At 65.3% G+C, this 26,782-nt stretch carries 24 protein-coding genes; 18 read left to right on the forward strand and 6 right to left on the reverse strand.

Features of this window, described 5'->3' with window-relative positions:
- Positions 1-2: 2 nt before the first annotated feature.
- From rfbF to DNK34_RS12945, 3 genes are all read right to left on the reverse strand, one after another.
- Positions 3-779, reverse strand: a complete 777-nt coding sequence (gene rfbF, locus DNK34_RS12935) for a glucose-1-phosphate cytidylyltransferase (RefSeq protein WP_131174847.1) — start codon at positions 777-779, stop codon at positions 3-5.
- Between the two features lie 188 nt (positions 780-967).
- A complete protein-coding gene (locus DNK34_RS12940; protein ID WP_131174848.1) occupies positions 968-2,014 on the reverse strand; it encodes an NAD-dependent epimerase/dehydratase family protein in 1,047 nt (348 codons plus the stop codon).
- A gap of 588 nt (positions 2,015-2,602) precedes the next feature.
- Positions 2,603-3,577 carry a D-2-hydroxyacid dehydrogenase family protein gene (locus DNK34_RS12945; RefSeq protein WP_131174849.1) on the reverse strand — a complete coding sequence of 325 codons (975 nt, stop codon included), beginning with the start codon at positions 3,575-3,577 and terminating at the stop codon, positions 2,603-2,605.
- Positions 3,578-3,845: 268 nt separating this feature from the next.
- Between DNK34_RS12945 and DNK34_RS12950 the strand changes: the two genes are divergently transcribed.
- The 15 genes from DNK34_RS12950 to DNK34_RS13020 all read left to right on the forward strand — a co-directional run bounded on the left by DNK34_RS12950 (position 3,846) and on the right by DNK34_RS13020 (position 16,441).
- Complete coding sequence (locus DNK34_RS12950; protein ID WP_131174850.1) at positions 3,846-5,009, forward strand: acetyltransferase domain-containing protein; 1,164 nt, start codon at positions 3,846-3,848, stop codon at positions 5,007-5,009.
- Positions 5,010-5,126: 117 nt separating this feature from the next.
- Complete coding sequence (locus DNK34_RS12955) at positions 5,127-5,453, forward strand: YgaP-like transmembrane domain (protein WP_131174851.1); 327 nt, start codon at positions 5,127-5,129, stop codon at positions 5,451-5,453.
- Positions 5,454-5,457: 4 nt separating this feature from the next.
- Positions 5,458-5,682, forward strand: a complete 225-nt coding sequence (locus tag DNK34_RS25440; RefSeq protein WP_165496979.1) for a DUF2188 domain-containing protein — start codon at positions 5,458-5,460, stop codon at positions 5,680-5,682.
- A gap of 251 nt (positions 5,683-5,933) precedes the next feature.
- The gene (locus tag DNK34_RS12965) at positions 5,934-6,260 is read left to right on the forward strand and encodes a thioredoxin family protein (RefSeq protein WP_131174853.1); all 327 of its coding nucleotides are present in this window, start codon (positions 5,934-5,936) and stop codon (positions 6,258-6,260) included.
- Between the two features lie 76 nt (positions 6,261-6,336).
- On the forward strand, positions 6,337-6,780 hold the full coding sequence (locus DNK34_RS12970; protein ID WP_131174854.1) for a phosphotransferase system, HPr-related protein: 444 nt from the start codon (positions 6,337-6,339) through the stop codon (positions 6,778-6,780).
- Positions 6,781-6,908: 128 nt separating this feature from the next.
- Positions 6,909-7,295, forward strand: a complete 387-nt coding sequence (locus DNK34_RS12975) for a MerR family transcriptional regulator (RefSeq protein ID WP_131174855.1) — start codon at positions 6,909-6,911, stop codon at positions 7,293-7,295.
- Between the two features lie 55 nt (positions 7,296-7,350).
- Positions 7,351-8,529: an isovaleryl-CoA dehydrogenase gene (locus DNK34_RS12980; protein WP_207401594.1), complete on the forward strand. Its 1,179-nt coding sequence runs from the start codon at positions 7,351-7,353 to the stop codon at positions 8,527-8,529.
- Positions 8,530-8,620: 91 nt separating this feature from the next.
- Complete coding sequence (locus DNK34_RS12985) at positions 8,621-10,228, forward strand: carboxyl transferase domain-containing protein (RefSeq protein WP_131174857.1); 1,608 nt, start codon at positions 8,621-8,623, stop codon at positions 10,226-10,228.
- Positions 10,229-10,308: 80 nt separating this feature from the next.
- Positions 10,309-11,097, forward strand: coding sequence for a gamma-carboxygeranoyl-CoA hydratase (locus DNK34_RS12990; protein WP_131174858.1), 789 nt, complete (start codon positions 10,309-10,311; stop codon positions 11,095-11,097).
- 31 nt (positions 11,098-11,128) lie between these two features.
- Complete coding sequence (locus tag DNK34_RS12995; RefSeq protein ID WP_131174859.1) at positions 11,129-13,033, forward strand: acetyl/propionyl/methylcrotonyl-CoA carboxylase subunit alpha; 1,905 nt, start codon at positions 11,129-11,131, stop codon at positions 13,031-13,033.
- Positions 13,030-13,929, forward strand: a complete 900-nt coding sequence (locus tag DNK34_RS13000; protein WP_131174860.1) for a hydroxymethylglutaryl-CoA lyase — start codon at positions 13,030-13,032, stop codon at positions 13,927-13,929. The genes DNK34_RS12995 and DNK34_RS13000 overlap by 4 nt, the downstream gene beginning before the upstream one ends.
- A 182-nt stretch (positions 13,930-14,111) precedes the next feature.
- Positions 14,112-14,849: a BamJ family beta-barrel-assembly machinery protein gene (gene bamJ / locus DNK34_RS13005; protein WP_131174861.1), complete on the forward strand. Its 738-nt coding sequence runs from the start codon at positions 14,112-14,114 to the stop codon at positions 14,847-14,849.
- Between the two features lie 345 nt (positions 14,850-15,194).
- Positions 15,195-15,638, forward strand: a complete 444-nt coding sequence (locus DNK34_RS13010; RefSeq protein WP_131174862.1) for a YkvA family protein — start codon at positions 15,195-15,197, stop codon at positions 15,636-15,638.
- Between the two features lie 114 nt (positions 15,639-15,752).
- On the forward strand, positions 15,753-16,079 hold the full coding sequence (locus tag DNK34_RS13015) for a helix-turn-helix domain-containing protein (RefSeq protein ID WP_131174863.1): 327 nt from the start codon (positions 15,753-15,755) through the stop codon (positions 16,077-16,079).
- A complete protein-coding gene (locus tag DNK34_RS13020) occupies positions 16,076-16,441 on the forward strand; it encodes a hypothetical protein (RefSeq protein ID WP_131174864.1) in 366 nt (121 codons plus the stop codon). Before DNK34_RS13015 ends, DNK34_RS13020 begins: the two co-directional genes overlap by 4 nt.
- Here the strand turns inward: DNK34_RS13020 and DNK34_RS13025 are convergent.
- Both DNK34_RS13025 and DNK34_RS13030 read right to left on the reverse strand, forming a co-directional pair.
- Positions 16,423-18,207 carry a bifunctional diguanylate cyclase/phosphodiesterase gene (locus tag DNK34_RS13025; protein ID WP_131174865.1) on the reverse strand — a complete coding sequence of 595 codons (1,785 nt, stop codon included), beginning with the start codon at positions 18,205-18,207 and terminating at the stop codon, positions 16,423-16,425. The genes DNK34_RS13020 and DNK34_RS13025 overlap by 19 nt on opposite strands.
- A gap of 342 nt (positions 18,208-18,549) precedes the next feature.
- Complete coding sequence (locus DNK34_RS13030) at positions 18,550-20,634, reverse strand: carboxy terminal-processing peptidase (RefSeq protein ID WP_165497304.1); 2,085 nt, start codon at positions 20,632-20,634, stop codon at positions 18,550-18,552.
- Between the two features lie 128 nt (positions 20,635-20,762).
- Here DNK34_RS13030 and DNK34_RS13035 point away from each other — a divergent pair, with 128 nt between their 5' ends.
- The gene (locus tag DNK34_RS13035) at positions 20,763-21,728 is read left to right on the forward strand and encodes an NAD(P)H-quinone oxidoreductase (RefSeq protein WP_131174867.1); all 966 of its coding nucleotides are present in this window, start codon (positions 20,763-20,765) and stop codon (positions 21,726-21,728) included.
- Between the two features lie 35 nt (positions 21,729-21,763).
- Here the strand turns inward: DNK34_RS13035 and DNK34_RS13040 are convergent, their stop codons facing one another.
- Positions 21,764-23,371, reverse strand: a complete 1,608-nt coding sequence (locus DNK34_RS13040) for an FMN-binding glutamate synthase family protein (protein ID WP_131174868.1) — start codon at positions 23,369-23,371, stop codon at positions 21,764-21,766.
- Positions 23,372-23,941: 570 nt separating this feature from the next.
- Between DNK34_RS13040 and DNK34_RS13050 the strand changes: the two genes are divergently transcribed.
- On the forward strand, positions 23,942-25,066 hold the full coding sequence (locus DNK34_RS13050) for a beta-ketoacyl-ACP synthase III (RefSeq protein ID WP_131174870.1): 1,125 nt from the start codon (positions 23,942-23,944) through the stop codon (positions 25,064-25,066).
- Between the two features lie 290 nt (positions 25,067-25,356).
- Positions 25,357-26,682: an OprO/OprP family phosphate-selective porin gene (locus DNK34_RS13055; RefSeq protein ID WP_131174871.1), complete on the forward strand. Its 1,326-nt coding sequence runs from the start codon at positions 25,357-25,359 to the stop codon at positions 26,680-26,682.
- The last annotated feature ends 100 nt before the right edge of the window (positions 26,683-26,782 follow it).

The following is a 26,782-nucleotide window of genomic DNA, read 5'->3' on the forward strand; positions in this document are numbered from 1 at the left end:
GTTCAGTCTTTCCAGACTTTCCATGGCGCGCCGCTGGCCCAGGCGGTTTCCAGGGTGATCTTGTCGCGCAGTGAATCCATGCTCTGCCAGTAGCCCTTGTGGTGGTAGCTGCCGAGCATGTCGCGCTCGACCAGGCGGTCCATGGGTTCGTTTTCCCAGGTGGTCTGGTCGCCGTCGATCAGTTCGAACACTTCCGGCTCGCAGACGAAGAAACCGCCATTGATCAGGCCGCCGTCCGCGGCGCCTTTCTCGCGGAAGGCTTCCACCTGGGTGAGCTGTTCGTTCAGGCGCAGGGCGCCGTAACGCCCTGGCTGGGTGACGGCGGTGAGGGTGCACCAGCGTTTGGAGGCCTTGTGCGCCTCGACCAGTTGGCGAATGTCGACGTCGCTGACACCATCGCCGTAGGTCAGGCAGAAGGGTTCGTCGCAGAGCAGGCGCATGGCGCGCTTGAGACGCCCGCCGGTCATCGAGTCCGCACCGGTATCGAGGACGGTGACGCGCCAGTCTTCGCTGACGCTCTCCAGCCAGTCGATGGCGCCGGTTTTCAGGTCGATGCTGTAGTCGGTGCGTTGCGCGCGATAGTTGAGAAAGTAGTCGCGGATGTAATCGACCTTGTAGCCGCCCAGGACCACGAAGTCGTTGAAGCCATGGTGCGCGTACATCTTCATGATGTGCCAGATGATCGGCCGGCCGCCGACCTCGACCATCGGCTTGGGCCGGATGGCCGTCTCCTCGCTCAAGCGTGTGCCAAAGCCGCCCGCGAATATTGCAACCTTCATGCTGAGATCCCCCATGACGTATGACGTTCGCCGCCTGCCGCGTGAAAACGGACGGGCGCTCTTCCTGCGGGCCGGACTGCGGCCGCTGTTGCCGTCGGTCGTTGCTCCTTGCAGGACTCTGGCCCGCGAGACCGTGAAACGGTTTCCCGGAAGTGGGCCTTGCCGGCCCGGTGCAACTGCCGGAATCCCTAGCGGGATTGCCAGCGAAGGTCTTCGGACAGGCGCCCGCTGGCGATATGGCCTTGCAGGACGTGCAGGCGCATGAGCGGCGATGTGCGGAATGTCGTGTCGACGAAGTTCATACCCGTGAGACCGTCGATCAATTTGCTGATCGACCTCGACAGCGTCATCCGAGGCTGGTGGTGGGGGGCGAGCTGGGCGAACAGGCTGAAGTCGACCTGGTAGGAGCGACTGTCGACCGGTGCGTCGGTATTGATGCTGACCTGGGTGCCGGGCAGGGCCTCGGCCACGGCGGCGGCGAGGTCGCGTACCTGGTGATTGCGTTCGTTGCTGCCGGTGTTGACGCGCAGCACCCGGCCGCCGTTGCCGGCACCGCGCTGGATGGCCCAGTCGATGGCGCGGGCCATGTCGGCCACATCGATCAGCGGCCGCCACGGCGAACCATCGCTGAGCACGCTGATGCGGCCTTCGCTGAGGGCGCCGGCGACGAAATCGTTGAGCACCAGGTCCAGGCGCAGACGATCGGACATGCCGCAGGCCGTGGCGAAGCGCAGGCTGGTGATGACCATGTCGCCATCGATATCGGCCAGCGCATCCTCGGCGCCGATCTTGGAGCGGGCGTAGGCGGTCATGGGCGCGACCGGATCGCTTTCGCGGCGCGGCCCGCCGAGCGCCACGCCGTAGATGCTGCAACTGGAGGCGAAGACGAAGTTGCCTACGCCGGCGCGCGCAGCGGCCCTGGCGATGGCGATGGTCGCGTCCTGGTTGATCGCTTCGGTCACGCTGGCGAAGCGATCGCCCATGGGGTCGTTGGAGACCGCGGCCAGTTGCACCACCGCGTCGTAGCCCTCGAGCCTCTGCGCCGACAGGTCGCGCACGTCACCGAAGAACTGCTGGGTCAGCAGGCTCTCGGGCAGGGTGCTGGCATTGGTGAGGCAATGGGCGAAATAGGCGTTGTCGAAACCATGCACGGTTGCCGATGGGTGGCGGCTGGTCAGCTCGCGAATCACGGCGGGGCCGACATAACCCATGTTGCCAATAACGAGAATCTTCATAACGCCTTCCTTGTGCCGTCTAGGGACTGTTGCCGCGCACGAGTGGCGATCCGCCAGGCGGACACGCCAGGAATGCCGTTTTCTGTGCCTCAACGCTGTGAGGCTTTTCGCGCAAACCCGCAGGATCGGGTTCGTGTTTACCGCGCTTGCTGCGTTCTCGACGCTCAGGTACGGCTTGTGCCAGGACTTCTGGAGCGTTCTGGCGCGGGTCCGCTGGTGAGGCGCAGGCTGTGTTGAAGAAAATGTCGTGTCCCGTGCTCTGCCTTGCGGCAAAACACGTTCCGGTATGACCGGCAGCAGATCCTGGAACCTGGTACCGCAAACCATCGACCGGACAGATAGTATGCTTTCGTCAAAAAAATGTTTATTTTCCTGATGAATGGAATTTAAAACTATAAATAATTGAATTTTAAATATTTTTATTATTTTTGTGTTGATTGTGCATGATTTTACTGAGATTGGTTTTCATCTGTGGGATACCGTCTGGCGGAATTTCTGGCGACAGACGGCATGCCGCCTATTGTGACCGGCGGCTTGCGCGACTATCGAGGGTGAAACTGCAGAAAAACGCCGTCCTGGCGAAGCTGATCAGTCCGTTTTGCGTTGTACGTCAGGGTTGGCCAGGGTACAGGGTTGATCGGAGAAGAACGCCAGAATATTGGCGAATGCATCGCCGAAGTACAGCTCATACCCTTCGCGCTCGACATAGCCGAGGTGAGGCGTACACAGCACCCGGGGGTGTTGCAGCAGCGGATGTCCGCTATCCGTCAGCGGTTCCTGTTCGAACACGTCGAGCGCGGCATAGCCCGGGCGACCCAGGTTCAGACCATCGAGCAGGGCGCCAGGGGTGATCAATTCGGCGCGACTGGTGTTGACCAGCAGGGCGGATGGCTTCATCCGGGCCAGGTCTTCGGCCGTGACCAGGTGGCGTGTGGCGTCGGCCAGGCGCAGGTGCAGGCTGAGTACGTCGGCCTCGGCAAAGAATGCCTGGCGCGAGGTCGCCGCACGGTGCCCATCGCCTTCGGCGGCCGCGCGCGAGGTTTCGCTGCCCCATACCAGTACCGGCATCTCGAACGCCTGGGCATAGCGCGCCAGGCGCTGGCCGATCTTGCCGTAGCCCCAGATACCCAGGGTCTGCCCGTACAGGCGCTGGCCCAGGTTGACCTGCCATTGTCCGGCATACAGGCCCTGTATGGCCGGCAGCAACTGGCGCCGGGCGTTGAGGATCAGGGCCCAGGTCAGCTCGGCCGGGGCGATGGGCGAACCGCGACCTTCCATGACCGCTACCCCATGGCGGGTGCAGGCGGCGAGATCCAGGTGCGCGGCAACCTTGCCGGTCTGGCTGATCAGCTTCAGCCGCGGCAGGCGCGCCAGCAGCTCCTCGCCAACCAGGGTGCGTTCGCGGGTCAGCACCAGCGCATCGGCGTCGGCGAAGCGTTCGGCCAGTTGCGCCACATCCGCCACGGCATCGTGGTAGAGGCTGACGCGGTGATCGCGCAGGGTGGCGAAGCAATCGAGGGTGCGGATGACGTTCTGGTAGTCGTCGGGAATGACGATATGCATGGCAGGCTCCAAGGCGGTTCAGGCGCCTCGCGGCGCCTGTGGATATCAGCCGGCGCTCCGGGCACCGCCTGTGGCGAGCCCGGCAGAGGCGCCAGATCGGCAAGGCTGTCAGCGATGCCCCGTGCCACGATGGTAGTCGATCCGCGGAGGTGCATGGCAGGGCGAGGGCGATAAGGGCTGGGCTGGCAAGAGCGGATTGTTATATCATAACGATTCGTTCTATCGGGCGGACTCACCTGTCTGCCCGGCTTCCTGCTCTGGATATGCCATGACTCCTGCCAACCTGCCTGCTTCGCCTTCCTTGCGACTCACCTCCATCGACGCCCTGCGCGGCCTGGTGATCCTGTTCATGCTCCTCGATCACGTGCGCGAGACCTTCTTCCTGCACCGTCAGGTGCTCGATCCCATGGATATCGCCAGCACCGAGCCCACGCTGTTCTTCAGCCGTACCCTGGCGCATCTGTGTGCGCCGGTGTTCATCTTCCTCACCGGCCTGTCGGCCTTCCTGTACGGCGAAAAGCAGGGCGGCAAGGCCGCGGTAGGCGCCTTCCTGTTCAAGCGTGGGCTGTTCCTGATCGTGCTGGAGTTGACCCTGGTGAACTTCGCCTGGACCTTCCAGTTCCCGCCCACGGTGATCTACCTGCAGGTGATCTGGGCCATCGGCCTGAGCATGCTGGCGCTATCGGCGCTGGTGTGGCTGCCGCGTGCCGGGCTGATCGCCCTGGGTGTGCTGCTGGTGGCCGGGCACAACCTGCTCGATGGCCTGCATTTCGCCGCCGGTTCGGCCATGCACGTGCCCTGGGCGATCCTGCATGACCGTGGCTGGCTGGAGGTATCCGAGCACCTGCGCCTGCGCACGTCCTACCCGCTGCTGCCGTGGATCGGCGTGATCGCCCTGGGCTATGCCGCCGGCGACTGGTTCGCCCGCGGCAGCGACGCGGCCGTGCGCCAGCGTCGGTTGCTGAACTGGGGCCTGGGTGCCTTGCTGGTGTTCGTCGTGGTACGTGCCGGCAACGGCTATGGCGAGAAAAGCTGGGCAGTGGGCGATTCCGCCCTGCAAACCCTGATGAGCATCCTCAACATCACCAAGTATCCGCCATCGCTGGCTTTTCTCGCCTTGACCCTGGGCCTTGGCCTGCTCCTGCTGCTGGCGTTCGAACGCCGCCAGGGCAGTGCCTGGCTGAAGGTGCTGACGGTCTATGGCGGTGCGCCGATGTTCTTCTATCTGCTGCACCTCTACGTGCTCAAGCTGCTGTACCTGGCGGCGCTGGCGATCTGGGGCCGCAATCAGGGCGATTATTTCGGTTTCGATTCGATCACCGGCATCTGGCTGTGCTCGCTGCTGCTGGCGGCGGCGCTGTATCCGCCGGTGCACTGGTTCGCCGCGCTCAAGGCGCGGCGGCGCGACCTGACCTGGCTGCGATATCTCTGAGCCGGGCGTATCGCCTGGCGCTGTGGCCGCTCGGCCGCCCGTCGGGCCGGGCGAACGCCCGGGTCGTTGTTCCAGTCGGTTGTTTGACCCGCAGTTGAATAGACAGGAGCAAGCACCATGGCCACATTCGATGATCAGTCCCAGCGTCCCACGAGCAATGTGCAGGGATGGGAGCGGGCGCTCTCCATCGGCAGCGGCATCGCCATGGCCCGTACCGGGCTCAAGCGCGGCGGGGTGATCGGCCTGTGCCGCGCAGCCTTCGGCGGCCTGTTGCTGGCGCGTGGGCTGTCCGGCCATTGCCGTGTCAAACGTGTGCTGGACGACGCACGCGCCCTGCGTCCGGAAGTGGACAAGGCCGCCGCGACCATCGAGCGACTGGAGGCCCGGGTGGCCGCGCAGGTCACCTCGACCGCGGCGGCGAATCAGGGCAAGAACGGGGTATAGCGCCGTGGATCGCTATCACATCGTGCCTGTCGAGGTCGGCTGGGCGTTCCAGCGCGATGGCGCGGAGCAGGCCGCCAAGGTCACCGAAACCCGGGAAGAACTGCTGCGCCTGATGCCGGTGTATATGGCCGGCAAGGACGGCACCCTGATTCTGCACCGGGCCGATGGCTCGGTGGAGCGCGAGCTCAGCTATCCGTCCGAGATCGACCCCTTCGCCACGCCCGAGTGAAACCCGCTGCACAGGCCCACTGCTGATCAGATAGGGTTTTGCCGGAGCAAGAGCGGCAAACCGCCGCCGGTGCAGGGGCGTCGACCTCGGTGCGATGCGAGGGTGGCCATGCTGCAAAAATCGCGATATGGCCACGCTTCGCCGCGAGGTCGCGGCTCCTGCAGGGCCAGGGCAAACCTGCATAGGCCGGCCTTGGCGTCTGCTCACAGGCGCCAAGGCCGTTCTGCTGCATCACCGAACAGGAGAAAGGCATGCTCACCCGATACAGCGCAAGCGCGCCCAGCCTGGCCGAGGTCGAAGCCCGGCCGGGCCTGACCCTGGTCGAATTCGGCACTGACAGCTGCGGACACTGCCAGGCTGTGCAGCCGCTGCTGGCCAAGGTCTTCGCCGACTACCCGGAGGTTGGCCACCTGAAGCTCGAGGACGGCAGCGGCCGGCCCCTGGGGCGGTCCTTTCAGGTCAAGCTGTGGCCCACGCTGATCTTCCTGCGTAACGGCCAGGAGGTCACCCGCCTGGTGCGTCCCACGGGCCTGAGCCCCATCGAGGAAGCCTTCGAGCAACTGACCGGCGAGGGCTGAACGGCTCATCGTTTACTCTGAATTTTCCCGGCGTCGATTCACTCCACTGCAGTGAACCAACCAATCGGAGAAGACCATGAGCAAGCCCAGGCAACCCGTGACGCCCGCGGAGATCGACGATACCGAAGACCGCATGGGCTCCATCGAGCCACTGGATTTCAGTGAGCGTGGCGATGAGCGCCAGGGGCGTATCGGTGACCGCCGTCCGCTGGACGAAGTCCGCGAGCAGTATCCGGACGAGCGGGTGCGCGAGGCCGGCATGAGCGGTGGCGAAACCCTGAGCAGCGGCCGCCACGAGGACGGTGTCGATCTCGATGACCTGAGCCCTGAGACCCTGATCGATGAAAGCGGCGCGCGCTCGCCCTTCGAACGGGGCGGGGACGGGCCCGCCGATCAGGATCTGAGCATCGTCGAGGGCGACGATATCGGCGCCGGGCAAGGGCTCGACGAAGCCGAGCTGGCCAGGAAGCGGCCTCTCGATGGCCAGCCATGGGATGGCGAGGCCGACGACCAGGACTGACGTCCGTGCGGGCCGGGAGCCCGTTCTCTCTCGGCCTGATGCTTTCCAATGCCCGTTCATGGCTCGTCGTTTGACAGGTTGCACATGCAGGTTTACCTTTACGTAAAGGTAAAGAAAGGGAGCGGCGAATGCCCAGCACATACAGCATCTCGGATCTGGCCCGCTCGCTCGACGTGACGCCGCGCACCATTCGCTTCTATGAGGAGCAGGGCATGCTGGCGCCACAGCGGCGCGGCCAGGAGCGCATCTATTCGCCGCGGGATCTGGTGACGCTCAAGCTGATCCTGCGCGGCAAGCGCATCGGCTTTTCCCTGGCCGAGTGCAAGGAGCTCATCGACCTGTACGATCCGGCAGGCGGCAATCGCAAGCAGCTCGAGCACTTTCTGCAAAAGATCGCTGCACGCCGGGAGCAGCTCGAACAGCAGATGCTCGATATCCGGCAGATGCAGCTCGAACTCGATACCGCCGAAGAACGTTGCCTGACCGCCATGAAAGCGATCGCCGTGGCTTCCTGAAACCGTCATTACCCGCCATCCAACAACTATAAGAATGGGGAGTCGTTACATGAGCATCAGCCTGCCTGGCCTGAATTTCTTCCTCGGCGAGGACATCGACCTGCTGCGCGACGCGGTCGCCGCTTTCGCCGCCAGGGAGATCGCCCCGCGTGCCGCCGAGGCCGATCGCCACGACCAGTTCCCCATGGATCTGTGGCGCAAGTTCGGCGACATGGGCCTGCTCGGCCTGACCGTCGGCGAGGAGTACGGCGGCGCTGGCATGGGCTATTTGGCGCACATGGTCGCCATGGAGGAAATCTCCCGTGCCGCCGGCGGCATCGGCCTGTCCTATGCGGCCCACTCCAACCTCTGCGTGAACCAGATCAACCGCAACGGCAGCGAGGCGCAGAAACGCCGTTTCCTGCCGCGGCTGATCAGTGGCGAACATATCGGCGCACTGGCCATGAGCGAGCCCAATGCCGGTTCCGATGTGCTGTCCATGAAGCTGCGCGCGGACAGGCAGGGCGACCGCTACCTGCTCAACGGCAGCAAGATGTGGATCACCAACGGCCCCGATTGCGATGTGCTGGTGGTCTACACCAAGACCGACCTGGCGGCCGGCGCCAAGGGCATGACCGCCTTCATCGTGGAAAAGGGCGCGCAAGGCTTCAGCGTGGCGCAGAAGCTCGACAAGCTGGGCATGCGCGGCTCGCACACCGGCGAGCTGGTGTTCCAGGACGTGGAAATCGCCGAAGAGAACGTACTCGGCGGCGTCGGCGAGGGCGTCAAGGTGCTGATGAGCGGCCTGGACTACGAACGCGCGGTGCTGTCCGGCGGCCCGCTCGGGCTGATGCAGGCGGCGATGGACGTGGTGGTGCCCTATATCCACGCGCGCAGGCAGTTCGGCCAGAGCATCGGCGAGTTCCAGCTGATCCAGGGCAAGCTCGCCGACATGTACACCACCCAGCAGGCCTGCCGCGCCTACCTGTATGCCGTGGGCCGGCAGCTCGACGCCTTGGGCAGCGGCCATGTGCGCCAGGTTCGCAAGGACTGCGCCGGGGTCATCCTCTATGCCGCGGAGAAGGCCACCTGGCTGGCGGGCGAGGCGATCCAGATCCTCGGCGGCAACGGCTATATCAATGAATTCCCGGTCGGGCGCCTGTGGCGCGACGCCAAACTCTACGAGATCGGCGCCGGCACCAGCGAGATCCGCCGCATGCTGATCGGCCGCGAGCTGTTCGACGAAACCAAATAAAGTCGCTGGAGGCTTGAGGCTGAAGGCTGGACGGAAAGCGGCCACAGTCCTCGTCTAGCCTCCGGCATATGGCGCTTTTTTCGAGGCTTCTATGACCACCTTGCCCACCCAGATCAATCCCCGTTCCCCCGAGTACGCCGCCAACCGCGAGGCGATGCTGGCCAAGGTCGATGAACTGCGCGCATTGCTCGTCCGTATTCGCGAAGGCGGTGGCGCCAAGGCGCAGGAGCGGCACCGGTCGCGCGGCAAACTGCTGCCTCGCGAGCGCATCGACCGGCTGCTCGATCCGGGTTCGCCGTTTCTCGAAATCGGCCAGTTGGCCGCTTACCATGTGTACGACGAAGACGTCGTGGCGGCCGGCGTGATCGCCGGGATCGGCCGCATCGAAGGCATCGAGTGCATGGTCATCGCCAACGATGCCACGGTGAAGGGCGGCAGCTACTACCCGCTGACGGTGAAGAAACACCTGCGCGCGCAGACCATCGCCCAGCAGAACCGCCTGCCGTGCCTGTACCTGGTGGACTCCGGCGGCGCCAACCTGCCGCGCCAGGACGAGGTGTTCCCCGACCGCGAGCATTTCGGCCGCATCTTCTTCAACCAGGCCGGCATGAGCGCCCAGGGTATCCCGCAGATAGCCGTGGTCATGGGCTCCTGCACCGCCGGTGGCGCCTATGTGCCGGCGATGAGCGACGAGACCATCATGGTGCGCGAGCAGGCGACCATTTTCCTCGCCGGCCCGCCGCTGGTGAAGGCCGCCACCGGCGAGGTGGTCAGCGCCGAGGCGCTGGGCGGTGCCGACGTGCACTGCAGAACCAGCGGCGTCGCCGACCACTATGCCGAGAACGATGCCCACGCCCTGGCGCTGGCGCGGCGCTGCGTGGCCAACCTCAACTGGCGCAAGCTGGGTCAGTTGCAGGCGCTGGCGCCCGTCGCCCCGCGCTACGCCGCCGATGAGCTGTACGGCATCGTCCCGGCCGATGCCAAGCAACCGTTCGACGTGCGCGAAGTGATCGCACGGATCGTCGACGACTCGCAGCTGGACGAATTCAAGGCGCTGTTCGGCACCACCCTGGTCTGCGGCTTCGCCCGCATCAACGGCTACCCGGTCGCCATCCTGGCCAACAACGGCATCCTCTTCGCCGAGGCGGCGCAGAAGGGCGCGCATTTCATCGAACTGGCCTGCCAGCGCGGCATCCCGCTGCTGTTCCTGCAGAACATCACCGGCTTCATGGTCGGGCAGAAATACGAAGCGGGGGGCATCGCCAAGCATGGCGCCAAGCTGGTCACCGCCGTGGCCTGCGCCCGGGTGCCGAAGTTCACGGTGATCATCGGCGGCAGCTTCGGTGCGGGTAACTACGGCATGTGCGGCCGCGCCTTCGAGCCGCGTTTCCTGTGGATGTGGCCCAACGCCAGGATCGGCGTGATGGGCGCGCAACAGGCCGCCGGGGTGCTGGTGCAGGTCAAGCACGAACAGGCGCGGCGCGCCGGCCAGGCATTCTCCGGCGAAGACGAGCAGCGGCTCAAGCAGCCCATCGTCGAGCAGTACGAACGCCAGGCCCATGCCTATTACTCCAGTGCCCGGCTGTGGGACGACGGTGTCATCGACCCGGCGCAGACCCGCGAAGTGCTGGCGCTGGCGCTATCCGCCAGCCTCAATGCGCCAATCGAGCCGACCCGGTTCGGCGTATTCCGGATGTAAAGCCGCAAGCTACAAGCCGCAAGCTGTTCTGCGTTTTCTTGCCGCTTGTAGCTTGAAGCTTGCAGCTCAAGGGGATTTCTATGACCGACTTTGCCACCATCGAACTGCATAGCGACCCGCGCGGTATCGCCACCCTGTGGCTGAACCGTGCGGACAAGCACAACGCCTTCGACGCCGCGATGATCGCCGAACTGATCCAGGCGTTACGCCAGGTCGCGGACGACGACAGCCTGCGTTTTCTGCTCCTGCGTGGCCGCGGCAGGCACTTCAGCGCCGGGGCCGACCTGGCCTGGATGCAGGCTTCGGCCGGGCTCGATTATGCCGCCAACCTCAAGGACGCCCACCAGCTCGGCGAGTTGATGAGCCTGCTCTACCACTTGCCGTGCCCGACCCTGGCCGTGGTGCAGGGGGCGGCGTTCGGCGGGGCCGTGGGGCTGGCGGCTTGCTGCGATATCGCCATCGGCGCCCGTGACGCCTCGTTCAGCCTCTCCGAAGTGCGCATCGGCCTGGCGCCGGCGGTGATCAGCCCCTATGTGGTGCAGGCCATCGGCGAGCGTGCCGCCCGGCGTTACGCGCTCAGCGCCGAGCGCTTCAGCGGCGAGCGCGCCCGCGAACTGGGCCTGCTCGCCGAATGCTATCCCGCTGCCGAGCTGGAGGCGGCGCTCGAACAGTGGCTGGCCAACCTGCTGCAGAACGGCCCGCAGGCCATGCGCGCCAGCAAGGCCCTGCTGCTGGACGTCGGCAGCGGCGTGCTCGGCGATGCGTTGCGCCAGCGTAGCGAAAGCGTCATCGCCGGCATCCGCGTCAGCGCGGAAGGGCAGGAAGGACTCAACGCCTTTCTGGAAAAACGCAAACCGGCGTGGCAGTGATCCGCGGCGACGCACCTGAAGGCATGACCATATGAAAACGACAACCATCAGCACACTGCTGGTCGCCAACCGGGGCGAGATCGCCTGCCGGGTGATGCGCAGCGCCAAGTCCCTGGGCCTGACCACCGTGGCGGTGCACAGCGACATCGACCGCGACGCCCTGCACGTGCGCGAGGCCGACCTCGCCATCGGCCTGGGCGGCGCCCGGCCCGGCGACAGCTACCTGTTGATGGACAAGATCATCGAGGCCGCCCGGGCCACTGGCGCCGAGGCCATTCACCCGGGCTACGGCTTTCTCTCCGAGAACGCCAGCTTCGCCCGCAAGCTGGAACAGGCCGGGCTGATCTTCCTCGGTCCACCGGCCAGCGCCATCGAGGCCATGGGCAGCAAGTCCGCGGCCAAGGCGCTGATGGCCAAGGCCGGCGTACCCCTGGTGCCCGGCTACCACGGTGACGAACAGGACCTGCAGACTTTCCGCGAAGCCGCCGCGCAGATCGGTTATCCGGTGCTGCTCAAGGCCACGGCCGGGGGCGGCGGCAAGGGCATGAAGGTGGTCGAGCGCGACAGCGAGCTGGCCGAGGCCTTGTCGTCGGCGCAGCGCGAAGCGCAGTCGGCGTTCGGCGATGGGCGCATGCTGGTGGAAAAGTACCTGATCAAACCGCGCCATGTGGAAATCCAGGTGTTCGCCGACCAGCATGGCCATTGCCTGTACCTCAATGAGCGTGATTGTTCGATCCAGCGCCGCCACCAGAAGGTGGTGGAGGAAGCCCCGGCGCCGGGCCTGTCGCCGGCGCTGCGCCAGGCCATGGGCGAGTCCGCCGTGCGCGCCGCCCAGGCCATCGGCTATGTCGGTGCCGGCACCGTGGAATTCCTGCTCGACGCGCGCGGCGAGTTCTTCTTCATGGAGATGAATACCCGGCTGCAGGTCGAACACCCGGTAACCGAGGCGATCACCGGGCTCGACCTGGTGGCCTGGCAGATTCGCGTTGCCCGCGGCGAGCCGCTGCCACTGACGCAGCAGCAGGTGCCGCTGCATGGCCACGCCATCGAAGTGCGCCTGTACGCCGAGGACCCGCAAGCTGGTTTCCTGCCCGCCAGCGGTCACCTCGACCTATACCGCGAGCCGGCGGCCGGGCCGGGCCGGCGGGTCGACAGCGGCGTGCAGCAGGGCGACCAGGTGTCGCCGTTCTACGACCCGATGCTGGCCAAGCTGATCGCCTGGGGCGAGAACCGCGAAGAGGCTCGCCAGCGCCTGCTGAGCATGCTGGGCGAGACCGTGGTCGGCGGTTTCAAGACCAACCTGGCCTTCCTGCAGCGCATCCTCGCCCATCCGGCCTTCGCCGAGGCCGAACTGGATACCGGCTTCATCGAGCGCCACCGGGCGCAGCTGTTGCCCGCGCCCGGGGCGTTGCCGCAGGCCTTCTGGCAGCAGGCCGCCGCCGCCTTTCTGGCGACCGATGCCGAGCGGCAGCGGGCGGACGATCCGCACTCGCCCTGGGCGGCGCGCAATGCCTGGCGCAGCGGCCTGCCGGCGCAGATCCCGATGACCCTGGTGTGCGGCGACGTTCGTCGTGAGGTGGTGTTCGACGGCATGGCGGCCAACGAAGCGCGCGTATGGCGCCAGGGCACTACCCTGTACCTGCGCTGGAAGGACGAATGGCAGGCCGTGCGCCGTTTCGATCCCATCGCCGCCGCCGAGGCCGGCAATGCCCAGCAGGGCGGTCTCAGCGCGCCCATGAACGGCAGTATCGTGCGCGTGCTGGTCGAGGTCGGCCAGCGGGTCGAGGCCGGCACCGCGCTGGTCGTGCTGGAGGCGATGAAGATGGAGCACAGTATCCGCGCGCCGGGGGCCGGCACGGTCAAGGCGCTCCACTGCAGTGAGGGAGAGCTGATCGGCGAAGGCGCGGTGCTGGTGGAGCTGGAGGTGCAGCCATGAGCCTGCCCGCCCGCGTGCGCCTGGTCGAGGTCGGCCCGCGCGATGGTCTGCAGAACGAGCGGCAACCGATCGGCATCGCCGACAAGGTGCGCCTGGTGGACGACCTGTCCGCCGCCGGCCTTGGCTATATCGAGGTCGGCAGCTTCGTCTCGCCCAAATGGGTGCCGCAGATGGCCGGCAGCGCCGAGGTGTTCGCCGCCATCAGGCAGCGGCCCGCCGTCACCTATGCCGCGCTGACCCCCAACCTGCAGGGGCTGGAGGCTGCGTTGCAGGCCGGGGTGAGGGAAGTCGCCGTATTCGCCGCGGCGTCGGAGTCCTTTTCCCGGCGCAACATCAACTGTTCGATCAGCGAGAGCCTGGCCCGTTTCGTCCCGGTCATGGACGCGGCGCGGCGCCATGGCGTGCGTGTACGGGGGTATGTGTCCTGCGTACTGGGCTGTCCCTACGACGGCCACATCGAGCCTGAACAGGTGGCCGCCGTCGCCCGCGAGCTGCATGGCATGGGCTGCCATGAGGTGTCGCTCGGCGACACCATCGGCGTCGGCACGGCATCGGCTGCGCGGCGCCTGTTCGAGGTGGTCGGGCGCGAGGTGCCGCGCGAGCGGCTCGCCGGGCATTTTCACGACACCTATGGCCAGGCCCTGAGCAATATCTACGCCAGCCTGCTGGAAGGCATCGCCGTGTTCGACAGCTCGGTCGCCGGCCTGGGAGGGTGCCCCTATGCCAAGGGCGCCACCGGCAACGTGGCCAGCGAGGATGTGCTCTACCTGCTGCAAGGCCTGGGCATCGAAACCGGCATCGACCTGAGGGCCCTGGTCGACGCCGGACAGCGCATCAGTACGGTGCTGGGCAAGGACAACGGTTCACGGGTGGCGCGAGCGCTGCTGGGCGGATGAGCAGAGCAGCCGCTGCCCGCCTTGGAGGCCGTCGCGAGGCCGCCCGATGAACTTCTCGCGAGCGGTAAACTCCTATCTTGGCGAGTTTTTTCGCAGCTACGCGGCTTGCGTTGATACGTCAACAGACCCTAAGCTCGCGCCTTCACTCGATTGCCCTCGGGCGCAGCGAACAAGGAATCAGCATGAAACAGCATCGTTTGGCGGCAGCGGTTGCCCTAGTGGGCCTGGTGCTCGCCGGTTGCGATTCGCAAACCAGCGACGTGAAACTGGAAAGCCCCGCACAAAAGGCTTCCTACGGTATTGGCTTGAACATGGGCAAGAGCCTGGCTCAGGAAGGCATGGATGACCTGGACTCCAAAGCGGTGGCCCAGGGCATCGAAGACGCCATCGGCAAGAAGGAACAGCGCCTGAAGGACGAAGAGCTGATCGAAGCCTTCGCCTTCCTGCAGAAGCGTGCCGAAGAGCGCATGACCGCCATGAACGAAGAGTCGGCCAAGGCCGGGCAGAAATTCCTCGAAGAGAACGGCAAGCGTGACGGCGTCACCACCACCGCTTCCGGCCTGCAGTACGAAGTGATCAAGAAGGCCGACGGCCCTCAGCCCACGGCCGATGACGTGGTCACCGTCCATTACGAAGGCAAGCTGACCGACGGCACCGTGTTCGACAGCTCGGTGGAGCGTGGCAGCCCGATCGACCTGCCGGTTGGCGGCGTGATCCCGGGTTGGGTGGAAGGCCTGCAGCTGATGCACGTGGGTGAGAAGTACAAACTGTACATCCCCAGCGAGCTGGCCTATGGCGCGCAGAGCCCGAGCCCGGCGATTCCGGCCAACTCGGTGCTGGTGTTCGACCTGGAACTGCTGGCGATCAAGGACCAGGCTGCCCAGCAGCCGGCAGAGCCCGAAGCCGAGCCTGCCCAGTAAGCCATGGCTTGCAGGACGACGCCCCGTTTTCGGGGCGTCGTCGTTTTCGGGGCGGGCTGCCTAGTCCGAAAATGCTCTGCAATGCAAGCGCCATGTTACGGTTATGCACATTGCGACAAGCTGTTTCGGTTACCGCCTCAGGGTTTCCAGAGAAATCTTTTGATTTTTTTAACTAATTGATTTAACAGGGATTTATTGGCTGGATAAAAAATGTCCGATCTGTGGCAAGACCGCATGAACAGGGCGTTTGGTAAGCTCATCCAGTAGCTGTTCACAAGGTTATCCACAGCTTTGGTGGATAACCGCAGACAGCCCAGCAAGCATGCGGGCTGACGAGGAGTGACCATGAAAGCACCCTGGAATTTTTCCCGTTACCTGCCCCTGGCCCGGCGTTTTCTGAACCGTGGCCGTTTGCCCGCCCTGTTGATGGCGGTGACCCGCAAGAGCGCTCGCCAAGGCCGGGGCCTTGCCGGCCTGAAGGACGATCTGGGCCTGTTGCAGGAGCTGTGCGTGGCCTGGTGGCGGGGGCGTTATCGGGCGGTCAATCCGCAGGCGTTACTCGCCGTGGTGGCAGGACTGCTGTATTTCGTGACACCGCTGGACGCCATTCCCGACTTCATTCCCGGGTTGGGCCTGGTGGATGACCTGGCGGTACTGGCCTGGGTCTTGCGCACCTGGGACAGCGAACTGACGGCCTTTCGCAACTGGCGCGACGGCCAGGATCGCGAGACCCGTGAGTCCATCGCCCGTTTGCCGGTTGCCGAGCGGGTGGTCGTGGACAAGTCCTGAGGGCTGTTGCGAGCGCGGCTGCCGGGGGACTGCTAAGATGGCGCGGGCCTGACGCCGCGTGGTGCCCGTCAGCGTCGGCCTGGGCATGATGCCACGCCTCACGGAGAGCCGAGAATGAATGTACAAGTGATCGAGCGGGACGGCGAACCGGAATACGCGGTCTTGCCTTGGGCCGAGTATCGGGCACTGTTGCAGGCCGCCGGACGGGAGCTCCCCGCGCCTCGGATCGAGCCGCCGCCAACGCAGGCTCCGGCGTCGCTTGCCGAGCTGCGGGCCCGCCGCGAAGACAAGGGCCTGAGCCGCGAGGAGCTGGCGCGGGCGGTGGGCATCAGCCCGCATTACCTGGGCATGATCGAGAGCGGCGAACGCCAGCCCGATGCGGCGATCCTGCGGGCGCTGGCCTGGGTGCTGGGCGTTTCCGCCTGGGAGCCGGGGCGGTGAGTGTGCGCATCAGCCGCGTGCATTGGCAGGCCTTGCTGGACGCCCTGGAGGATGCCCGCCGCCAGCGTCATCTGCTCACCTATCGGGCTCTGATCGAGCGCCTGGCGTTGCCGAGCCCGGCGATGCAGACCCTGACCGCCGCCCTGGAGCATCTGGCGGCCTTGGATGCGCGTGCCGGTCGCCCGCTGCGCAGTGCGCTGGTGATCAGTCAGGGCGCCAGCCGCCTGCCGCGCACCGGTTTCTTCGACTGCGTGACGCGCCTGGGGCGCTTCGATGGCGCTTCCGACGGTGTGGCGGCCGCCTCCTGGCATGCCTCCGAAGTAGCCCGGGTATTCGAGTTCAGCTACCCGCAGGAGCCCTGAGCGGGCTCGGCATCGAGCGTGTGGGTGTCGATCAGGTGCAGGCTGTAACCCGGGATCGCCTTGGCCTGGCGCTTGGCATCCGAGGCCAGGCTGGCCAGTTCGCTGGCATCCAGCTGGGCGCAATGCTCGGGGTGCAGGTGCACCACGCCGACCGACAGTGACAGCAGCGGATATTCCTCGCGCTGCCCCTGGCGGTTATGGCTGATGAAGCAGCCGGCATCCAGGTGTTCATCCTTGTAGAAGCGCCGGCACTGGCCCTGGAAGTCTTCCAGCAGGCGGTTGAGCCGCGCGCGCCAATCCTGCGAGCCGAACACCAGGAGGAAATCATCGCCGCCGATATGGCCGACGAAGTCCCGGGCCGGGTCGACCCGCTCGTTCAGGCACTGGGCCAGGCACAACAGCACTTCGTCGCCCCGGGCGTAGCCGTAGAGGTCGTTGAAGGGTTTGAAGCTGTCGATGTCCACGTAGCAGATCACCGCCTCGCGGCTCTGCAGCAGCAGGCGGCTCAAGCATTGCTGGATGGGCACGTTGCCGGGCAGCAGGGTCAGCGGATTGGCGTAACGGGCCTGCTGGATCTTCAGTTCGGTGATCAGCTTGAGCACATCGATGACCCGGCCCAGCCCCTGGTAACGGCCGTCGAGGGTGATGATGAAGTCTTCCTCGATACGCTGCCGGGCGCGGCTGGTCAGCAGGCGGCTGACCTTCTGCAGCGACTGGCCGAGCTCGACGGCGAGGAAGTCGTTGCTCATCAGGCGGCTGATCGGCTTGCGGGCGAACAGCTCGGTGGCGAAGGGCTTGAGCAGCGCTTCCGACAGCGAATGACGGTGCACGATGCCCACCGGGCGCTGCTGCGCGTCGAGCACCGCCAGCGAGTTGAGGTTGGCCTGGGCGCGGAAGGCTTCGAGCACCTGTGCCGTGGGCGTGTCGAGGGCGACCGCGGGCTGCTCGTTGAGCAGGGCGGACAGGTCGCTGCCTTCCTCGCCGAGCGTGGTCGGCGTGCTGCCCAGGGTCGGCAACAGTTGGCGCGCATCGCTGGGAGGCTGCTCCTGCGGACGGCAGAGCAGGTAGCCCTGGAGCAGGTCCACGCCCATTTCGCAGAGCACGGCGAGCTCCTCTTCGAGCTCGATGCCTTCGGCGATCACCTGGGCCCGCGAGGCTTTGGCCATCTGCAGGATCGAGCCGACGAACTCGCGCTTGACCGCATCCTGGTGGATGCCGTCGATGAAGTGGCGGTCGATCTTCACGTAGTCGGGACGCAGTTCCGACCACAGGCGCAGGCTGGAGTAGCCGGCGCCGAGGTCGTCCAGGGCGATGGAGAAACCCATGGCGCGGTAGTGGTGCAGGGCCGTATCGAGCAGGCTGAAGTCGTCGGTGGGCGACTGTTCGGTCAACTCGATCACCACCTGGCTCGGCGGGATGCCATAGGTCTGCAACAACTGCAGGGTACGACCCGGCTGGTGGTTGCCGTCGAGCAGCGAGTCCGGGGATACGTTGAGAAACAGCAGGCCACCCAGCTTCAGCTCGCTGAAACGACGGCAGGCGCTCTTGCGACAGGCCAGCTCCAGTTCGCTGAGGCAACCGCTCTGGCGGGCGGCGGCGAACAGGTTGATGGGCGAGTGCAGCGGGCTGTTGGACGGGCCACGGGTCAGCGCTTCGTAACCGAGGATGCGGCGTTCGGCCAGCGAAACGATGGGTTGAAACAGGCTATGCAGGTCGCCGTGAGCGAGGATCTGGCCCAGCGCGCTCAATTGCTCGGTGACGGTCATGGCAGGTCTCTGTGAAAAAGCGAAGGGCGGACGCTCCGCGAGCGATGCCGCTCACGTTTGCTATTGCGCTATTTCACGACAGCTGGATGACTATTTGATGACAGCCATAAGGCGATAGCGGCCTTCGGCCTTCGATCAAAAGCGCTCGAGGCTGGAAAGCTGGACGAAAGAGCCTGTGCGGTTTGCTTGTCGTTCAGCCTCCAGCCTCTAGCGCTCTTATCGGCCGTCCGCTATCGCCTTTGAGCGACCACTCAGCCGATCCGCTTGGATACGCCATCGTGGCACCAGTGGGGCAGGGAAGGAGGCGCCATGTCGAGAGGACAGGGCGCCTGGGGGGAGGGCTTATTGCTTGGCCAGGGTGGCGTTGAGCTTGAGGTAGTCGATCAGGATATGCCCGGTTTCCGCCAGGTAGGCGTCATCTTCCGGCTTGGTCTTCTCGTCCTCGCTGGGCAGCAGGGCATCCTCGTCTTCCTTCTTCAGCTCGGTCAGCAGCGTTTCGCCCTTGGCGCTACGGCGGCTGTTCTCGATCGCCAGCTGACGATTCTCGATATCGGCCTGCTGGGCACGCCGCTTGGCCTCGTTGAGGCTGACGGTCTTCTCGCTCATCAGCTCCTGGGACAGGGCCAGGCGCTCGCGGGCGAAGTTGAAGTCCGGGTTGTTCGCGGTACGGTTGTCGTAGCGCGATTTCAGCTCGGTGAGGAACGGCTTGATCGGATCCAGTTCCGGCTTGATCGCCGGACGGATGCTGTCCCAGGGCATGGCCTCGGGCAGGGCGCTTTCGCCGATTTCCTTGTTGTCCATCACGTCGGGATAGAGGATGTCCGGAATCACGCCCTGATGCTGGGTGCTCTGCCCGGACACGCGGTAGAACTTGGCCAGGGTGAGTTTCAGCTCGCCATGATTGAGCGGCTGGATGGTCTGCACCGTGCCCTTGCCGAAGGTCTGGCCACCGAGGATCAGGGCGCGGTGGTAGTCCTGCATGGCGCCGGCGAAGATTTCCGAGGCCGAAGCCGAGAGGCGGTTGACCAGCACGGCCAGCGGGCCTTTGTAGAAGGCGCCGTCCTGCTCGTCGGCCAGCACGTCGACCCGGCCGTCGCTGTTGCGCACCAGCACCGTGGGGCCCTTGTCGATGAACAGGCCGGTCAGCTCGGTGGCTTCCTGCAGCGAGCCGCCACCGTTGTTGCGCAGGTCGATGACGATGCCGTCGACCTTCTCCGCCTGCAACTCGGTGATCAGCTTTTTCACGTCGCGGGTGGTGCTCTTGTAGTTCGGGTCGCCGGCACGGAACGCCTTGAAATCCAGGTAGAAAGCCGGGATTTCGATGACGCCCAGGCTGTAGGAGCGACCGTCCTGTTCCAGTTTGAGCACGGATTTCTTCGCCGCCTGTTCTTCCAGCTTGACCGCCTCGCGGGTGATGCTCACCACCTTGCTGGTCTGGTCGTTCGGCGCATTGCTGGCCGGTATCACTTCCAGGCGGACACGCGAGCCTTTCGGGCCACGGATCAGTTTGACCACTTCATCGAGGCGCCAGCCGATCACGTCGACCATGTCGTCGTCGCCCTGGGCGACACCGACGATCTTGTCGGCGGGAGCGATCTGCTTGCTCTTTTCCGCCGGGCCGGCCGGTACCAGGCGCACCACCTTGACGTGCTCGTTATCGCTTTGCAGCACGGCGCCGATGCCTTCCAGGGACAGGCTCATGTTGATGTCGAAGTTCTCCGCGTTGTCCGGGGAGAGGTAGTTGGTGTGCGGGTCGTAGGTCATGGCGAAGGCGTTGATGTACGCCTGGAACACGTCCTCGCCGCGGGTCTGCTGCAGACGCGCCTGCTGGCTCTTGTAGCGCTTGGCGAGCAGTTCCTGGATGGCGGCCGGCTCCTTGCCGGCGATCTTCAGGCGCAGCACTTCGTCCTTCAGACGCTTGCGCCACAACTCGTCCAGTTCGGCGACATTCTTCGCCCAGGGCGCCTTCTCGCGGTCGACCAGCAGATCCTCGTCGATGCTGAAGTCGATCTTGTCGACGCCCTTGGCCAGCAGGTTCTGCACATACTGCAGGCGCTCCTGCTGACGCTCCAGCTGGCGCTTGTAGATGAAGAAGCCGGGGCCGAGGTCGCCGTTCTTCAGCAGGTCGTCGAACTTGTCCTTCCAGCGGTCGAACTCGGCGATATCCGTTGCAATGAAATAGCTGCGCGCGGGGTCAAGTAACTTGAGATAGCCCTCGTAGATCTTCTCCGAGCGCTTGTCGTCGAGCGGCGGCTTGTTGTAGTGGTGGCGTTGCAGCAACTCCACGACGTTGAGGCTGGCGATCACCTGTTCGCGATCGGGCTGCAGGTATTCCCACGGGTCCGCCTTGCTGGTCTTGGCCGCAAGGGGCAGAGCGCCCAGCCCGAGGGCCAGGGCCAGGGTGGCACTGATGAGGGATCGCTTCATGCTGATTCGACGCGGGGACAGTTGATAACGCATATTAGGCCATCTTTAAGGGCGCCAGGTTCCATCGGCGCAATGCAAAAGCCCAGCGTTAAGCGCCGGGCTCGGTTCAAATGCACTATGGAGGCAGCGTGAAGGCATTGCAAGGCGTGGAAGGGCAGGTGGAATGGGCCGAGCGTCCCGTTCCGGCCTGTGATGTGGGGGAAATACGTATCCGCGTGGCGGCCGCGGGGCTGAATCGCGCCGACCTGTTGCAGCGTGCCGGGTTGTACCCGCCGCCCCCTGGAGCCAGCGATATTCTTGGTCTGGAATGTGCCGGCATCGTCAGCGAGGTGGGCGCCGGCAGCGCCTGGCAGGTGGGCGACCGGGTCTGTGCCTTGCTCGCCGGCGGCGGCATCGCCGAGGAGGTGGTGGTCGACGCGCGGCACGTGCTGCCGGTACCCGACGGCCTGTCGCTGCACGAGGCCGCCGGGTTGCCGGAAGTCTATGCCACGGCCTGGCTCAACCTGTTCCAGCTGGGCGGCCTCAAGCCCGGCGAGAAGGTCTTGCTGCACGCCGGGGCCAGCGGCGTCGGCTCGGCGGCCATCCAGTTGTGCAAGGCCTTCGGCAGCCCCTGCTGGGTCAGCGTCGGGTCACCCGAGCGCCTGGCCTATTGTGAAAGCCTGGGGGCGGTCGGCGGGGCCATCCGCGGCGAGGACGGCCTCGAGGCGTTGAACGATTTCGCCCCCTTCGAGGTGATTCTCGATCCGGTGGGCGCCAGCTACGCCGCGCTCAACCTGAAGTTGCTGGCCCGCGATGGCCGCTGGGTGAACATCGGCCTGATGGGCGGGCGCAAGGCGGAGCTGGATCTGGCCCTGCTGCTGGGCAAGCGCATTCAATTGATCGGTTCGACCCTGCGCAACCGCGACGAGCTGTTCAAGGCCGACCTGTTGCGCGACCTGCGCCAGCACGTCTGGCCGCTGTTCGGCGAGGGCCGGCTCAAGCCGCAGCTGGCCCGCAGCTTCCCGATAGAGGATGCCGAGGCCGCCTTCGCCACCCTGGAAAGCAACCAGGTCAATGGCAAGCTGGTGCTGGTGGTCGACGCCAGCCTGAGCTGATCCAGCGAGCCTGGCGCGGCGCCCGGTGCGCCGCCTCAGGCCGCCGCTTCGAAGCTGTCGGCGCGGGCCATCTTCCACATCCGCTGGTAGAACTCGCCTTCTATCTCGCTGCCGAGCAGCTCGCCCGGTTTGAGAAAGACGTGCTGCTGGGAGAACAGGCGGATCTCGGTGGCCGACATGCGCTGCACCAGGTGCCGTGCGTCCATCTGCGCGGGGTGGTCGAGGCCGGCGGCGGCGAGCATTTCCGCCAGGGCCTTGAGGGTGTTGCGGTGGAAGTTGTAGACGCGCTGCGCCTTGTCCTCGACCACCAGCGCGCGCTGGCGCAACGGGTCCTGGGTGGCCACTCCGGTCGGGCACTTGTTGGTGTGGCAGCTCTGGCTCTGGATGCAGCCGATGGCGAACATGAAGCCGCGTGCCGAGTTGGCCCAGTCGGCGCCGATGGCCAGTACGCGGGCGATGTCGAAGGCACTGACGATCTTGCCGCTGGCGCCGAGCTTGATCTTGTCGCGCAGGTTCAGGCCGACCAGGGTGTTGTGCACGAACAGCAGGCCCTCGCGCATGGGCACGCCGAGGTGATCGGTGAACTCCACGGGCGCCGCGCCGGTGCCGCCTTCCTTGCCATCGACGACGATGAAGTCGGGCAGGATGCCGGTTTCCAGCATGGCCTTGGCGATGCCCATGAATTCCCACGGATGGCCGAGGCAGAACTTGAACCCCACCGGTTTGCCGCCCGACAGCTCGCGCAGGCGGGCGACGAACTGGAGCAGTTCGATCGGGGTGGAGAAGGCGCTGTGGCGCGATGGCGAGACGCAGTCCTCGCCCATGGGCACGCCGCGGGTCTCGGCGATTTCCGCGGTGATCTTGTGCTTGGGCAGGATGCCGCCGTGGCCGGGCTTGGCGCCCTGCGACAGCTTGATCTCGATCATCCGCACCTGGGGCCGCTGCGCCTGGGCGGCGAAGCGCTGCGCGTCGAAGGTGCCCGCGGCCGTGCGGCAGCCGAAGTAGCCGCTGCCCAGTTCCCAGATCAGGTCGCCGTCGTGCTCGCGGTGGTAGCTGCTGATACTGCCCTCGCCGGTGTCGTGGGCGAAATTGCCCAGCTTGGCGCCCTTGTTCAGCGCGCGTATGGCATTGGCGCTGAGCGAGCCGAAACTCATGGCGGAAATGTTGAACAGCGAGGCCGAGTAGGGCTGGCCGCACTGCGGCCCGCCGATGACCACCCGGAAACTGTCGGGGTCGCTCAGCGGCGCCGGGCGCATCGAGTGGCTGATGAACTGGAAGCCATCCTGATAGACATCGATGAGGGTGCCGAAGGGCTTGTCGCCACCCTCGTTCTTGGCGCGGGCGTAGACCAGCGAGCGCTGGGCGCGGGAGAAGGGCAGCTGCTCGCTGTCGCCTTCGAGCAGGTACTGGCGGATCTCCGGGCGAATGCCCTCGACCAGGTAGCGGATGTTGCCCAGGATCGGGTAATTGCGGCGCACGGCGTGGCGCTTCTGCAGCAGGTCGCCAATGCCGATCAGGCTCAGCAGGGCGCCGGCGAGGGTCAGCGGCCAGAGCCATTCGTGCTGCAGGAATGCCAGGCTGACGAGTGTGAACGACACGCAGAAGGCGAAAAAGGCATAACGGCTGAGCAGGGACAGGTTCATGCAGGCTCCTTGTTGCCTGTGGCGACACGCCTGCAATGTAGACGGCCCGCCACCCGCTCGTCGATGCCTGCGGCAGGCCGGGCGCCTTCTGCCCGGCGCTCTGTTTATCCGAGGGGCAGGCGAAAAAAGGGCGTCTGTGGCACACTTAGGATCTGTTGACGTTTCAGCACGACCGCGCCGGAGCCCGTTTTACCGCGAGGCAAGGCACGAGCCGCGAAGTTTAGCGGGCTAAATGAGCCGGCGAGAAACGCAGCATCGCGGCAAAACGGGCCCGGCCCTTCGGGTGGGGCCGCCTAGGTTGCGCGAGAAATCTCGCCATGCGTTGTTGGAGGACTTGGCAAGGGAACGCCATTCCCGGCGTCCTCCGCCTAGCGGATCGCCGCCCGGCCTGGCGAGATTTCTCGCGGCAACGCGGCTTGCGCTGAAACGTCAACGGATCCTAATTACTTGTGATGAGGTGTTTCTGCTGGCGGCGAGTGCTCGCCGGCCTTGCCAGTGGCACCTTGTTGGCCGCCTTTTGCGGTTTGCCTGATATGTCGCCGCGAATGGCGAAGAACAAGAGGAATACACGTGCATAACGTCGTCATCAGCGGCACGGGCCTGTACACCCCGGCCAACAGCATTTCCAACGACGAGTTGGTGGCGTCTTTCAATGCCTTCGTCCAGCAGTTCAACGCCGACAACGCCGAAGCCATCGCGCGTGGCGAGGTCGAGGCGTTGAGCGAATCGAACAGTGCCTTCATCGAGAAGGCCTCGGGCATCAAGAGCCGCTTCGTGATCGACAAGCAGGGCATTCTCGACCCCCGGCGCATGGTGCCGTACATCCCCGAGCGCAGTAACGAGCAGTGGGGCATCCTCTGCGAAATGGCGGTGGGCGCCGCCGAGCAGGCCCTGGCCCGCGCCGGCAAGACGGCAGCCGATATCGACGGCGTCATCGTCGCCTGCTCCAACCTGCAGCGCGCCTATCCCGCGGTCGCCATCGAAGTGCAGGCGGCGCTGGGCATTCAGGGTTTCGGCTACGACATGAACGTGGCCTGCTCCTCGGCCACCTTCGGCATCCAGGCCGCGGTCAACAGCGTCCAGCTCGGCCAGGCCCGGGCGATCCTGATGGTCAACCCGGAAATCTGCACCGGCCACCTCAACTTCCGCGACCGCGACAGCCACTTCATCTTCGGCGACGCGGCCACGGCGGTGATCATCGAGCGCGCCGATCAGGCGAGCTCGGCGCAGCAGTTCGAGGTGGTCGGCACCAAGCTGCTGACCCAGTTCTCCAACAACATCCGCAACAACTTCGGCTTCCTCAACCGCGCGGCGCAAGACGGCAGCCAGGGCACGCGCGACAAGCTGTTCGTGCAGGAGGGGCGCAAGGTGTTCAGGGACGTCTGCCCGATGGTCGCCGAGCTGATCGCCAGCCACCTGCAGGAAAACGACCTGCAGGTCAGCGACATCAAGCGCTTCTGGCTGCACCAGGCCAACCTCAACATGAACCTGCTGATCGTGCGCAGACTGCTGGGCCGCGATGCCGAGCCCGACGAGGCGCCGGTGATCCTCGACACCTATGCCAATACCAGCTCCGCCGGCTCGGTGATCGCCCTGCACAAGCACCACGAAGACCTGCCCAGCGGCGCGCTGGGCGTGCTCAGCTCCTTTGGGGCGGGCTATTCGATCGGCAGCGTGATCCTGCGCAAGCGCTGAAGCCTCGTCGTCCCCCTCGGCCGGTATGCCCTGTGTACCGGCCCATCCCCTGCGCCGCCGCGTTCGCGGCGCGCCTGCCTTTGCTGCCTCGCCGAACGGGCCCGGGTTGTCCGCTCGTGGAGGCGGCTGCCGGCTCTTATGAGTATCGGAAGTAAGAAAGTTCCCTTGTCATCAAATATTTATATATCGGCAACCGCGCTGACATAAGCCGCCGCGAAGATTCCCCCAGCACGAACGAGCGCGAATGCTCGGGTGTTTTCAGCACTTATTGTCCAATAGGGGAATCTTCGATGATCCGTAAGCACTTCGCCGGTTTCGCAGCCAGCGCCCTGGCTCTGGCCGTTTCCGCCCAGGCTTTCGCCGGCACCGTCACCACCGACGGCGCCGATATCGTGATCAAGACCAAGGGTGGCCTGGAAGTCGCGACGACCGACAAGGCCTTCGGTTTCAAGGTCGGCGGCCGTCTGCAGGCTGACTACAGTTCGTTCGATGGCATTTATACCGACAATGGCAAAAGTGCCGATGCCGCCTACTTCCGCCGCGCCTTCCTGGAAATCTCCGGCGTGGCCTTCACCGACTGGGCCTACACCCTGAGCTACGATTTCTCGCACAACTCCGGGAGTTCGGAAGACGGTTATTTCGACGAGGCTTCCATCGCCTACAACGGCTTCAAGCCGGTGTCGATCAAGGTCGGTCGCTTCGATCCCGAGTTCGGCCTGGAAAAAGCCACCAGCTCCAAGTGGGTGACCGCGCAAGAGCGCAACGCCTTCTATGACGTGATCGACTGGGCCAACGGCCACCAGAACGGCATGGGCATCCAGGCCTCCAGCGCGATCGGCGATTCGCTGTACCTGTCGGGCGGCCTGTTCGCCAAGGACAGCAACGACGAAGACGGCGAAAGCAACAAGCAGGTCAACCTGCGTGGCGTGTTCGCGCCTCTGCACGATGCCGGCAACGTCCTTCACCTGGGCGCCAACTTCGCCCGCCGCGATGTCTCCGACTCGGTCGTCGACACCCGCTTCCGTAGCCGCCTGGGCATGCGCGGTGTCGAGACCTCCGGTGGCAACGACGCCGGCGCGAACGGCAACCGCGTGGTCTTCGCCGGCGCCAGCGGTACCGCTGCCGGCTCCTACGACAATGACACCGCCTGGGGCCTGGAAGCGGCCTGGGCCACCGGGCCTTTCTCGCTGCAAGGCGAATACATGAAGCGCAAGCTGAAAGCCGACGATTCCGCCTTCCAGGACATCAAGGCCGACGGCTACTACGTTCAGGCCGCCTACACCCTGACCGGCGAGTCCCGTGGCTACAGGCTCGGCCGCTTCGACTCGATCAAGCCCGAGAACAAGCAGATCGGCGCCTGGGAAGTGTTCTACCGCTACGACAGCATCACCGTGGAAGACGACAACCTGGTCACTGCCAGCGCCACGCGTGATGTCGGCGACCTGGAAGCCAAGGTGCACAACCTCGGCGTGAACTGGTACGTCAACGAAGCGGTCAAGCTCAGCGGCGTCTACGTCAAGGCCAGCACCGACAATGTCTACAACGCCGTGGGCGCCCTGCGCACCGGCGACGACAGTGGCGACGGCTTCGTGGTTCGTGCCCAGTACGCGTTCTGATCGTTCGGTGTTTCTCCAGTAGTACCGTTGCTCCTTACTTTCTGCCCCGCCCAGTGCGGGGCTTTTTTTAGGCTATGTCCCGGTCATGTGTCGTGGGAAT

The organism is Phytopseudomonas dryadis (assembly GCF_004327355.1).
Classification (GTDB): domain Bacteria; phylum Pseudomonadota; class Gammaproteobacteria; order Pseudomonadales; family Pseudomonadaceae; genus Aquipseudomonas; species Aquipseudomonas dryadis.